General features: G+C 66.6%; 9 protein-coding genes and 2 pseudogenes. 4 read left to right on the top strand and 7 right to left on the bottom strand.

Annotated elements, in window-relative coordinates:
• Positions 1 to 16: 16 nt before the first annotated feature.
• Genes cas5 through ACWC9R_RS28420 form a run of 4 tightly spaced genes read right to left on the bottom strand, consistent with a single transcriptional unit; the run spans position 17 to position 3,910 of the window.
• Positions 17 to 706, bottom strand: coding sequence for a CRISPR-associated protein Cas5 (gene cas5, locus ACWC9R_RS28405; protein ID WP_450735749.1), 690 nt, complete (start codon positions 704 to 706; stop codon positions 17 to 19).
• Entirely contained in the window at positions 703 to 1,728 is a 1,026-nt protein-coding gene (gene cas7i, locus ACWC9R_RS28410; RefSeq protein ID WP_380932719.1) for a type I-B CRISPR-associated protein Cas7/Cst2/DevR, read from the bottom strand. The genes cas5 and cas7i overlap by 4 nt, the downstream gene beginning before the upstream one ends.
• A complete protein-coding gene (locus tag ACWC9R_RS28415) occupies positions 1,725 to 3,185 on the bottom strand; it encodes a hypothetical protein (protein WP_450735751.1) in 1,461 nt (486 codons plus the stop codon). The genes cas7i and ACWC9R_RS28415 overlap by 4 nt, the downstream gene beginning before the upstream one ends.
• Positions 3,182 to 3,910 (bottom strand): CRISPR-associated endoribonuclease Cas6, encoded by a 729-nt coding sequence (locus tag ACWC9R_RS28420; RefSeq protein WP_450735753.1) that lies wholly within the window; start codon positions 3,908 to 3,910, stop codon positions 3,182 to 3,184. Before ACWC9R_RS28420 ends, ACWC9R_RS28415 begins: the two co-directional genes overlap by 4 nt.
• A 1,612-nt stretch (positions 3,911 to 5,522) precedes the next feature.
• Between ACWC9R_RS28420 and ACWC9R_RS28425 the strand changes: the two genes are divergently transcribed.
• From ACWC9R_RS28425 to ACWC9R_RS28440, 4 genes and pseudogenes are all read left to right on the top strand, one after another.
• Positions 5,523 to 7,016, top strand: coding sequence for a hypothetical protein (locus tag ACWC9R_RS28425; protein WP_450735755.1), 1,494 nt, complete (start codon positions 5,523 to 5,525; stop codon positions 7,014 to 7,016).
• Positions 7,013 to 7,825, top strand: a complete 813-nt coding sequence (locus ACWC9R_RS28430) for a hypothetical protein (protein ID WP_450735757.1) — start codon at positions 7,013 to 7,015, stop codon at positions 7,823 to 7,825. Before ACWC9R_RS28425 ends, ACWC9R_RS28430 begins: the two co-directional genes overlap by 4 nt.
• Before the next feature lie 111 nt (positions 7,826 to 7,936).
• Positions 7,937 to 8,050 (top strand): annotated as a pseudogene (locus tag ACWC9R_RS28435) (ACR3 family arsenite efflux transporter); the annotation flags it as partial.
• Positions 8,043 to 8,123, top strand: a pseudogene (locus tag ACWC9R_RS28440) (phosphotyrosine protein phosphatase); the annotation flags it as partial. The pseudogenes ACWC9R_RS28435 and ACWC9R_RS28440, both read left to right, overlap by 8 nt.
• Positions 8,124 to 8,336: 213 nt before the next feature.
• On the opposite strand, the gene ACWC9R_RS28445 reads toward ACWC9R_RS28440, so the two are convergent.
• The 3 genes from ACWC9R_RS28445 to ACWC9R_RS28455 form a co-directional block, all read right to left on the bottom strand.
• On the bottom strand, positions 8,337 to 9,008 hold the full coding sequence (locus tag ACWC9R_RS28445; RefSeq protein ID WP_450735759.1) for a trypsin-like serine protease: 672 nt from the start codon (positions 9,006 to 9,008) through the stop codon (positions 8,337 to 8,339).
• A 154-nt stretch (positions 9,009 to 9,162) separates the two neighbouring features.
• On the bottom strand, positions 9,163 to 9,288 hold the full coding sequence (locus ACWC9R_RS28450; RefSeq protein WP_450735761.1) for a hypothetical protein: 126 nt from the start codon (positions 9,286 to 9,288) through the stop codon (positions 9,163 to 9,165).
• Between the two features lie 55 nt (positions 9,289 to 9,343).
• The gene (locus ACWC9R_RS28455; RefSeq protein WP_450735763.1) at positions 9,344 to 9,727 is read right to left on the bottom strand and encodes a hypothetical protein; all 384 of its coding nucleotides are present in this window, start codon (positions 9,725 to 9,727) and stop codon (positions 9,344 to 9,346) included.
• Positions 9,728 to 12,028 lie beyond the last annotated feature (2,301 nt).

The raw sequence follows: 12,028 nt of genomic DNA on the forward strand, positions 1-12,028 counted from the left end.
CCTCTCTCGTACAGGGTCAGGTGGGCTGGGGACTGGGGAGGAGGGTGTCGGGGTGGGGAGAGTCGAGTGGTACGAGTGCTTGGCCGTTGGTGGTTGACCAGCTGCCTGGTACGGGTGCTTGCGCACGGCCGGTGGGATCGAAGCGGAAGGAGCCCCAGCGGGTTCGCTTCCGGTCCACGCTGATGGCGGCCGGCAGCCGCAGTGGTGTGCCGAACGCGCCCTTGGCAGGCTCGGGCACCAGGGCAGAGCCCTGGTGCCCGGGGCGTTCGAGGACCGGGACCTGCCGCAGGGTGATGCCGACCAGGTCCTGGCTGCGTCCCAGGCGAAGCGGCCAGCGAGGCCGGCGTAGCCGGGTCTGCCACTGTTCGAGGTCGGTGAAGAGCCACAGGCGCAAGGTGACGTCTGCGAGGAATTCCCGTTGGCGCGGGGCTAGGTTGGGTTTATTTTCGGTCGGGTCCAAAGGGTGGTAGGTCTCCAGGTCGGTGCCGTGGCCGCGGGCGTGGAAGGCCATGGCGAACGACAGGCCGGAATCTACGTGGTCCCAGCCGCCTGCGGCTGCGGCGAGCATTCCGCCGACCGTGGTCGGGGACGGGCAGGGCAGCGTGACCTGGATCCCGGAGTAGAGCGGGTTGCGGAAGGAGACGACCGGCGCGGTGACGGTCACCTCCAGCGCCTCTCGCTCCCCTGGGCTGTCATGGGTGGTCATGACTGCGGGTCCTCGAACCATCCGTCGCGGGTACCGGCTTCGATCTCCTTGGCCAACTCGGTCAGTACGTTGCGGGGGTGGCCCAGGATGACCTTGTCCGCCTTGATGAGATCCTCCACCTCACGGCACGCCCGTTCGCGCTGATCGCCGAGGAATCCGGGGGCCCATCCGACCCTAACCGGTCCGTCCAACTCGTCGCTCCACGCTTCGAGTTCCTCCCGCAGCACGTCGGTGGAGAACTCCGGCTTGCCGTCCCTGGCGGCGAGTACGCGGGTGAAGGGGTTGACTCCGCCCTTGAGCGGGGCCAGCAGGATCAGAGCCGGGGTGCGGTCGCCATAGTGGAGGGACTGCTTCGCGCCACCGCGCAGTGCTGCCAGCGTCCGCAGCAACAGGGCGATGCGGCGCCGGCGTTCGGCGAGCGGCAGCCGTACCGCCGTAGTCCCGCGGAAGTCGACCTGCTCGGCCCCCGCGGCCAGCGCCGCGTCGGCGGAAGCTTGGCTGAGGGCTACCCGCAAGCCGCTCCCGTCGGTCTCGAACACGCCCGCACGCGGCAGGTCCAGCAGGACATCGCCGGCCAGGACGGAGGAGTAGAGCTGGTGCTGGTGGATGACCGGATGCTCGCCGGCCGGGAAGTCACGGCTCATGGTGCCGAAGTCCAGCTCGGGGCGCTGCGGCACCACCGAGACCAGGGTGCCGGTGGCCAGCACCGTGTCACGCTGGTAGGACTCCTTCTTCACCGCCACCATGTAGCCGAACAAGTCGTCGTCCAGGTACTGATCGGGGCGGCCTGCGGTATACGCCTGCTGGCTCTGGCCCTTTCCCGAGCGGATCACCTGCGAGCGGGGCTCCGACGCCGGCAGCGAGTCGCGCAGCCAGCGGCGGAACGCCTGCGCGGAGACATAGGGGTAGGTGTCGCGGCCTACGCGCAGGGATTTGACCTTGCCGATGTTGTCCTCGCCTTCCCCGTTGTTCGGGGCCCCGGCCACGACGTCCTGCACGATCTTTCCGACCAGAAAGCTCACTGGCCCTCCTCCTCATCCTCGTTCAAGAACTTCCGGTCCGACGCGTCCAGTTCGGACAGGACCTCATCCGATGTCTTGCCGTCATCCGCGACCCAGCCCAGCCGGGACAGCTCCTCCAGCACCGTCACCAGCAGCAGATCCCGGTGCAGCCACGCCGGGTTGTCCGCACCCGGATCGAACAGCAGCACATAAGCCCGCTCACTGACCAGGAGCGGCCCCTGCCGGTCAGCCTGTTCACGGCCGGCCCAGGCCACGGCCTGTTTAGTCAGCCAGCTGCGCAGCTTCCGTGAGTCGCGCAGATAGCGCCGCAGATCACCCAGCGGGCTCCGGCTTCCCTGCTCGGCCACCTGGCTCGCGATCTTGTGCCCGGTGCTCCGGATCTCGGCCAGGTCCTTCTCGTTCACCTGCATCACCTCGGTTACGAATGTCTTCAGCAGTTCAGCCGTCTTGGCTGCTGCATCCAGGTCTGGATCCGGCCCCGTCATCAACGTGGCCAGGCCGCCCACGCCGGTCGACACGACGCGGGCCGGCTCACGAAAGGCATTCCGTGCCAGACCCACCAGCCCCGGCACGTTCGACGTCACATGCGCCCGCGCCACAACACTGAACCCAAGACGCAGGTCCGGCAGGCGACAGGTGCGGCGCAGCCACTCCGCCAGCGGCTGGGAGAGGCTGTAGGTGTCCAGGAGCTGGCCGCGGTTGTTGTTGTTGAAGACCAGCAGCTCCACCCCCTCGGGCAGACGTCCGCTGAAAGCGCGCAGCGCTCGCAGCGCCACCAGCTCGCGCGGCTCGGCCTGCTTCCGCGTTTCATCGCCCGTTTCCGCGAGGCGGCGATTGCGGTCGGTCTGCCGACCCACGACCTGCGCGAGGAACGGCTCGTTCCAGCTGTGCAGGGCCACCGACGAACCACCGGTGAGTTGGCACCCGTACGGCAACGCATAGAAACAGGCGAGGCACGGCCAGCACAAAGCCATTCCGTCGTGACCGCGGGGCGTGGTGTTCCGGTACGCCTCGCTCTCGGCCAGCACCACATCCCGCTTGCCGTAAAATCCGGCAGCCGCCCGCCCACACAGCACGCAGTCAGCCGACGGCCGGTCAGCTTCATCAGGCGCCCGCAGCCAGACCCGGACCGCTTCGCGGACATCCTCATCGGTCTTCGGACGACCGTCCACGGTCTTGCCCTTGCGGCGTCCGGGATGGTTCATCGGGGCGTTGGGGAAGTACGACAGACTCACCTTCTGCCAGAACCCGTCCACCGCCTTGCTGTCCCGCACAGCCGCCTGCGCCGAATGCCGGGCCAGATCCGACACCGCCCGCTCGAAGCCCTCCGGACCCAGCCGCTGCGGATCCCGCTCTCCGGCAAGGGCCGCGAGAGCGTACGCACCGACCCGCTGCAACGGATGCGGAGTCAGCACCACCCTCCACTGGCAGGCGAGTTCCTCCTCTTCGACCGTCATGCGCTCACCCATCCAAAGCCGGCGGAATTCGCCTGCCCCAGCCCCCAACTCCACAACGCCCGAAGCGTCTCCGGCGGACCCGACAACTCCACCTCCACCGCAGCACCGGGCTTCAACCCGCCCCCCACCGCGAAGGACCGCTTCGGCCCGACCCAGCTCACCGACTCCAGCTCCACACCCGGATCCAGCCCCAGCGTCTCGGCCTTCCGCCGCAAATTCCCCTGCATGTAGGCAGGCCACTCCGGCTCCGAAGGCAGCACCCACGCCTGCCGCGTAGTGCGCCTACCCTCCTCGTCGCGGCCAGAGCCCTTCATCACCACCGGCGTCTCCGTACGCCACCGCGCGCGTCCCCCGGCGAACTCCGGCTGCTCCACGGCCTTCACACCCGTGATGCGAAACGCCACACCGCCCCAGTCCAGCAGCTCCCGCTGCACAAGTCCGCGGGCCAGAGCTTCGACGACCTCGGGGAGGGGGCTGCCGAACTCCACCACCCCAGGCCCGCCAGCCGCGTACCGGCCTCGTCTGCGTCGTGTCGTAGGAAAGACCGGCGCCCCATGGCCGAACGGCACCAGCCCGTGAACACCCCAGCCCTTCTCGTGCAGTTGCTGCCCCAGCTCCGGAGCAGTACGGCCGAGCACGTCGTAGACCACCCCCCGCCCCGGCGACAACACACTCGCCCACGGCAGCTCCGACGCCGCCGTCGTCACCGCCACCTGTAGCCGCATCCCGCTCCTCCACCTCACAACTGAACGAATAACCGGCCGCCGCCGCTAGAAGGGCGAACCACACGGAACGCTAAGGGCCACCACTGACAACGCCCCCGGACAGCACAAACCGCCCAGCAGAAGCGGCAGTTAGCGCCCGACCCGGCCCGTGCCCCAAGCATTCGCCACGAGCATCCTGAGCGGGCGTGCCCCTGGCGCGATATCCAGCCAACAAGACAGCCACCCGCGAGCTCAGCGCCTGGCGCGCCCATCAGAGCCGATGAGAATGCGGCCATCAAGCTGTCAGCGAGTTCGTCGCCATCGCCCTCTGCCCTCCCCAGCTGCAGGAATGGCTCCACGCGGCATGCGCCCCCTCGGCAGCAACGCGAGCACCACCGCAGCGATGACCGAGGGCCTGTCCTAGCCACACATCGGAGGGCGACCACGGCTCTCAATACGCGCAATAGGAAATCAGCCTGACGGACACGCTCGGCCTCTCCTCAGCACATACACAATGGCGCCCGCTCACGCCACTGCCGCGTCCGCCGACAAACGGGCCGAGATTCGCCATCACCACACCGTCTGCAGACTGCATTGTCAGTGCCACGTGCCACCCTGGGCGCCACCCCGGCGAACGTGCCGTCTAGCCATGAACGCTTGAGCCGGCCTTCGGACAGTCTGAAGCGGCCCCACCAGGGAGCGCCCCGCCCCCTCCACCGGCCGTCACCAGCCGATGGCAGCTCCGCCAAGAAGCGATGAAGATGCCGCGCTAGGTGCTGCTGGCCTTGAGAGCGCGACCCTCCTCTCGGTCGGCGCCAGTTGGCACGTGAGAAGGACCTGCGCGAGTCACAGTTCTCGACCGGCGGGATGTGAGTTCGCTGCTTCCCCTCTCGACGCATGCCCCGCCTCACGGATGCGCTCAAGTCACTGGAGAGTGGCCGGGCCGCAGACTACGGGAGCGATGCGTGGGGGCGGGATCAATGCCAATGACGTCGATGCGGGGAGGATCTGATCGGCATTGCCACCTCGGAGAACGCCACGGATGACCCTGCAAGTTCAGCAGTATCCAGCCTCGTCGCCCGGCGGTTTCCGCCATTACTAATCGCTATCGACACCCTCGCTGGGAGCGGGTACGTCAATCGAGATGCGCACGTAAGCCCCTCCGTCAACGTGAGGCTTCTGTTGCGCCACCCCAGCACATCACCCTCAGCCATCGCGCCTCCGACCATATTTCCTGGTGCCCGAACCACCGGCACTGTCGCCTGGACCGGGCTGGAGGCCAACGAAGCCACAGCACCCACCAGCGAGTTCGAGCGAGGACAAAGTCGGCTGTGTCGGCATGACGAGCCGGCGCCGGGGGTTGGCACGGGAACCCCGCCGCTCTCGCATCGGGCCGAGCAGAACATCGACGAGGCATCGGAACATCGACTCCACCTGACACAAGCACGACCCCTCACTCGACGCAGCCCCACCGGAATCGGCCCTGCATTCGATTTCCTGATGTGTTGTCAGACCCGTCCCTTAACGTGAAATCACTAAGGCGTCATCGTCACTGGAGGGGAGCTAGTGAGTGGTATTTGAGGATCCTTCGGGGGTCTACGAGAGCGTGAACTTACGGATGAAGGCGTTAGCTGTGGCGCGTCCTTTGCTCGCGCTCGACAGCAGCAAGGCGAAGACGGAGAGGGGCTGGGGCGGCTACCTGTTGAGTGAGCTGGGCCTCGTGGCGATCGATGTGGTGATGCTGCGGACCGATATGCGGACCGCAGTGCGGCAGGAAGCCGTGGTAGATGAAGTCGCGGGCTGCGCCTCGCTGCAGGTTCCCGGCCGGCCACCTGGCGAGTACGAGGAGGTTGGGCGGTGGGTGGTCGAACGCCTGATCAACATCGAGCAGCGCGACCGGTCCTTCCGGCACGTGGTGGGCTCCATGGCGGAGAGCATTTTTGAGGCACGGGAGTTCCCTTTTCAGATCCTCAAGGAAGTTCCGGATGAGGCCGGGCAAGCGGCTCTGATCGTCACTGATGCCGCGATCAACGTGCTGGTGCATGCCATCGATGTGGACATCGCATCGGAACAGATCGCGGCCGAGGCGAAATTGGAAGCGTTGCTGAAACGCGCTCGGATCACCGATGCCGCTCGGGTCGCCCGGAATGCCCGAATCCAGAGCATCCGCTACGCAAAGGACATCAGGGACCGGATGGAGGCGATGAAGCGCAACGTTCGCGCCATCGACTGGGACGGTCAGCTCAAGGAGACGGTGGATACGGCCATCGCCCATGTGGCAGCCCGCTCCGAAGCGGAGGCCCAGATGCAGGGCCGCGTCAGCGATCTGCTGGAGGTCACCAACGATGAGCACAAACGACAACAGCTCGAAGAATTATACGTGTTGATCGGAGACTGTCAGCAGCGCCATTCGACCCTCGTCGAAATGCTCTTCAGGGTCGGCCCGGAGTTCCGTCTTCAGCAGGACCGGCAGGTCTTCGTGGCACCGGCCCTTCATGCTCGGGTCCATCTGGAAGACCAACTCCTGCTGCCGGTACTGGAACTACCTCGCGAGGAGGCACTGGTGCCTCTGGGCACGTTCACTCGCGCTGCGCTCGGACCGGTCCGCCCGCACGTGATGTACCTCCCTGACTTCTTCACGGCGCTGGCCAAGGTCACGGAGCAGCAGCAAATCGAGCCGGCTGCGGTGCAGACCGATCACGAGTGGGAGCAGCCTGAAGGGCCAACCCGCTTCTCTGCTGCCCAGCACACAGCGGTGCGCCTGCTGCTGAACTGCGCCTCGGAGCAGGGCATTCGGCTGTCCGAACTGCTCCGGCAGATCCGCATCCCCGGCGCGGGGGGCACCGGTCCGGGTACGGACGAGCTGCTGGTCCTACGTGTCCAGGATCTGTTCCGCCAGGTGCCCGTAGCGCAACTGGCCGCTGGAGAAGTAACCGTCGTTGCCATCGATGACGGTACTGAACTCGACGACGAGGTCTTTGGCGGATGCGACTTCCTGCTGCTGCGCACACAGTCAGGCCCCACGCCCGAACCGCCACCAGGGACTGAGCAACTGACGCCCTTCCCCGCACCTCGCCGGCCTGCCGACGGCGCCGCCGCCGAATCCATGGACCAGGAGAACTCGTGAACAGCTGCGAAGACATCGCTGAAGCTGCCCGGATGGTCGCCTTCGCCATGGGGCGCGGCAAGACACCGTCGCGCTCCGGTGACTACGCCAGGTACATCCAGCGCTTCGACACCGAAGCGGAGTTCGCCCAAATGGTGCGGATGGTCGCCAAGGGCTTCGATCTGACGGTCCTGGAGGTCGAACGGCGCGCGGGGCTGGTTCTGGGCACCACTCCGGAAACTGACTTCGCCGTGTCGGTGTCCGACCTTGCGCGCGATCCGGACGACCGGCCCTTGTACCTGCTAGCCCAGTTGACTATCGCGGCGCTGGCGTTTCCCCGTCCGGAAGACCTCGACGACGAGGAGTATGTGGGGCGGGTCTCGGTGGCCATGGTCGACGAGCAGGTGCGTGCGCACGCCAGCGACATCGAGCGTCGGATCGTCCAGACGGGCGAAGACATCGATCCTCCTGCCGGGCGGCCCGGGCTGGAGGCCCTTTGGAGGGCATACCTGCGACGCAACGCAACGGGGAAAACCAAGGGCGACAAGACCCCGCAGGCCGCGACTCGCCGCCTGGTCGACAAGGCACTCAGGCACCTGGCGGAGTACGGGTTCCTGCGCAAAATCAGCGACGAGGCCGACGGAACCTACGCGACACACGTGAAGTACCGCCTGCAGATCCGCGACCTTGCCGCCGGCGAAATGCTTCAGGAACTCGCCTCCATGGGCATCGCCGTCATGCCCAGAGACAGCTTCCCCTCCCAGCCCGACATCGCGGCCAAGGACAACGTGGTGTCTGACGCCACCTTGTCCGCAGACCAGACCCTCTGAACGTCGAAGAAGAGGACATCGAGCATGTACGAGCTGAACCGTATTCTGATGCGCAATTTCGGGCCGAGGGATGCCCGGTATGAGGACATCGAGTGATGACCGACGAGAGGCCCCGTCCTCATCGGCCTCGTGTACGTGATCTCCGCCGCCCGCCGCCACTTCCCCAACTCCCTTGCCCCGGCAGCCTCGCCAGCCGCCGCCCCAGAAGGCTCTGCCCGTGCCTGAAGCCGCCAAGAGCTCGGTCCTGTTCGTCTGCGCGCACAACGCCGGACGCTCCCAGATGGCCGCCGCCTTCCTCGCCCGCCCCTCTGACCTGCGCGGATACTGCGGTCCCACATGTTCCGGTGACCGCAGATACGGCATCAAGCCACATACCGCCCTCTGAAGGGCGTCCGTCATGGGCAGGCTCTCCGGTCCATGAGGTCTAGCAGAATCGCCATCTGATCGAGTTCGTCACGTCCACGGAGTTCAACAACGCCACCAAGCAATGGGACGAGCGCATCCTGAACCATCAGATCCCGGTCGTGTTCTTGATCCAGTCGCGGTTGAGAGCTCCATTGCCGGCAGTGCTCCAGAGGGTGGGGCCACCTGAGAAACACGTGATCGAGCCGCCTTCCGCAATGACGGTGCCACCACTCACGACGCCGATGAGCGTCAAAACGCCCTTGTCGTCTGAGCGGAGGACCGGTCCGCCCGCGTCGCCCACGAAAGCGACGGCTCCGCCGAGGGCAGATGCCGAACCAGTCATGCCGTAACTGCCGTCGGGCCCGTACGATGTGATGTGCTGTTCGGCGATTCCCCGCCCTCCGCTGCCGTAGCCCATGGCATACACGACGTCGCCGGCTTGAGGCCGCCGGTCGGTGCTGGCGGCCAGCGGAATGTATCCGCCACCGACAGCGCCCCATATCCGTGCTCCGCCCAGAGGCGCGGCAAGGTGAAGCAGCGCCATGTCGCCGACCGGAGCCCTGTACTGCTGGTCGACCCGGACTCTCTTCCCGTCACCCCGATCCACGCTGTACCCCGTGTCCCCAAGACAGTGGTTGGCGGTCAGTGCCCAGCGCGCGCCGATCAGGGTTCCCGAGAACGTGAAGCCATCGGCGGCTCCGATGGCGACGACAGAACAAGGGATGGTCAGCGAGTTAAGGCCACCGTCGAGCGCATGCGCAGTCTCGGCGGAAGCCATCGGGACGGCGTCGGCCCCTACCGCTGCCAGCGCAGTTCCTCGTGGCGCTCGTCTTGCTCTTCGTGCTGAGGGTGCCATGATCTGTTCCTTCCAACGTGCTCTCCCGCTCCTTGAGTCGAGCGGAACTGGCGGAGCTAGGGTGTGTCTTCAAATGTCATGCCCGCATCGGGAGCGATGCGAGGGTGCCGGCTGCTGCTTGGTAGGAGGTCTTGTGGTAGTGGGTGGCGATGCCACGCCACTGCTTGAGGCGGGGGAACATCAAGGCAGGACTGTCAGCCATCGCCTTGCGATCTCTGGTGGGGTCCTCGCCAGTTGGCCGTGGCAACACATCCCGTTCATCGTGGCCCGTGCAGAGTGGCGGCTTCCCTCAAGTGACGTACACCGCGCGATATCGCGCGGAGGGAGTCTTCTCCGCCCTCGGGTGCGGGGCGGGGAATACTTCGGAGTCGGGGAATGCGTCCGCCGCCCGGCGCAGACGCCCTGAGGGCGGGCGGCGCAGGGAGCGCGCGAGGGGCCAGCTCCATGCCCCACGTGGACTGGTAGTAGTGAGCCGCCTGGGTGGCGTTGCCGACGACGAACACGATCGCGTCCCACCCGTTCACGGGGAACATGTCGGTGCTCTCGTCGTACTCGACCAGGCCCATCAGCTGGTGGAACTGGTCAAGGTCGAGGTCGAGACCGGCCTGCTGCTCCTGGTCGGTCAGGGGGTCCCTGCTCATGGTGTTGACTACTCCGTTTCGAGAGGGGGTTGCGGATGTGCGGTGGGCGGGAGGTGGACAGCGGTTCGGCGAGCCACGAGGCGAGCCACACGACGCTGTCGCAGCGGGCTCATGTCACCCGCGCGACTGTCGCTGCAGTCGATGGTCAGGAGGCGTAACCCTCGCGCCTCACCCTGCTGGCTTCCCGACAACTCGGTCATGAGAGGTGCTCACTTTCTTGGTAGCTCGTGGGCGCCGCCGGGCGCTTACACAGAGTCCCGGGCTCCGGAGGCGGCTCAGTTGAGGGCAATGTCCTTCGTCTCCGGCATCCGTCCAGACAGCGAACGCGCAGATCAGCAGGAGGACGGTGCCGAATGCGAGGAAGGGCGCCCCATGACCGGAGGAGTTGAGCCAGGTCTGCAGATACGGGTGGTGCCGCCAAAGAGGGCTGCGGCGACGGCGGCCGGAAGTCCGGCCCCCGCGGTGGGTGCACGCCGACAAGGAATCTCCGCGTATACGACGGGGGAGACTGCCGCCCCGGGGCGATGAAGACCCTCGCCCTGATCAGGGCGAGGGCTAGGGTGTGTCTTCAAAAGTCACGCCCGTATCAGGAGCGATGCGAGGGCGACGGCTGCTTGGCAGGCGGTCTTGTCGCAGTGGGTGGCGATGCCACGCCACTGCTTGAGGCAAGGGAGCCTCAAGGCAGGACTGTCAGCCATACCCTTGCGGTGGTCACGGGAAGGAGCTCCTGTCGGACGTGGGACATGAGGACGCAGGCCGCTAAGGCCCCGGGGGGCGACGGACCCCTCCGTCGCGGGGGCGAATCGAGCCGTCCGGCCATACCCGATAGGGAGATGAACCCTGACGCCGTGTCGGTTCGGGCCAGTGGTCACCGGCCCCCTACCGGCACATCCAACTCATGGAGCGGGCCCGACCGGCTTCGGCACCTGTCCGGTGCTCCACGTCAGTCCACGGCTTCACCACAGACGCCCGCATGTGTGGTCCGCGACCGTCACGCGCCGCCTGTTCCGCGCGCAGTGCCGGATGTGCACCACCAAGAGTGCTCTACGCTCTGAGATCCGGGGAGCGTATGACTACTCGCTTCTGTACGCTTCTTGCGCCAGACCGTGGATCGGCGTTCTACAGCGCTTGAGGGAGCTGGGCCATGGCCCAGGTGGCGGCCTGTGTGCGGGGGGGGAGACGCCGAGTTTGGCCAGGGTGCTGTGGACGTGTCCTTCGGCGGTGCACGGGGAGATCTCCACCTTGGCGGCGATTTCCACGTCGGTCAGGCCGCGGGTGAGCAGAGCGGCGATTCGCACGCCCTCGCGCACAGCGGCGGTGCGCAGGCGGGAAGTGACGCGGGCCGTGTCCCGGTCGGCGCCGAGACGGGCGTGGACCTCCAGCGCTTGATCGAGCAGGCCACGGGACTCGGTCGGGCATCGATTGCGGTCCAAGCTGTCCGCAGCGTCGACACACGCACGTGCCTCGGCAGTTGGCCAAGGCGATTTGCCACTCGATCCGTTGGGCCGGGTGGCTTATTCCAGCGCGAACCGAGATGCCTGCCGCGCCAGTTCCAGCGCCTTGGTATCGGGAGATTTCAGGAGCCGCCTGGCCAGCAGGGGGCGTCGCCGACGCCGTATGCCTGGGCTGCGTGCCGGGAGATCGTCGCGACAGATCCGGCCTCCGGCAGCTCGCCCAGGTCGAACGGCACACCGGGCTGGATGAGAGATGCCCGATCGCTCGGTGCAGCTGCAGGTGGGGGCAGCGCCGTTCACCGGGGCAGACGAACTCCAGCGCCTTGTCAAGCAGGCGCAGGGCCGCCGTCGCTGCTCGCTCGGCAAGCTGCGGAGCGTAGCGGCCTCTGTGCTGTCGCACCGCACGGTGCTGCCTCAAGCTCTTCCATGCATGGCGCGTGAATGGTCGAGATCCATTTCCGTGCGGGGGAAGAGGTAGCAACCCAAGTAATTCTACGGTTGTGCGCGGAGCGCTGCAGCTCTACGTTTCCAGTCATCCGACCAGCGGAATTGTCGATGCCCGGAGATCCGGGAAAGACCCTACGCCCACCGGCGCAGCAGCACCTCCGCAGCGCCTAGGACGGAAATGTCTCAGTCGACTTCCGCATCAGCCCATTCTTCCACCTCACGAGACAGGGGATGGAACATGCCCGCACTCAGCCAACACAGCCTTCCGGCGCGTACAGCAGCCAGAATACTGGCCGCACTTGTCGCCGCTCTAGGGGTCGTCATCGCCCCGCTCCCTGCTACATCCGCTCACGCGGACAGTGGAACGAGTAAGCCCAATGCCATCATCAGCGCAAGGGAC

The sequence above is a fragment of the Streptomyces sp. NPDC001219 genome (genome assembly GCF_053597915.1).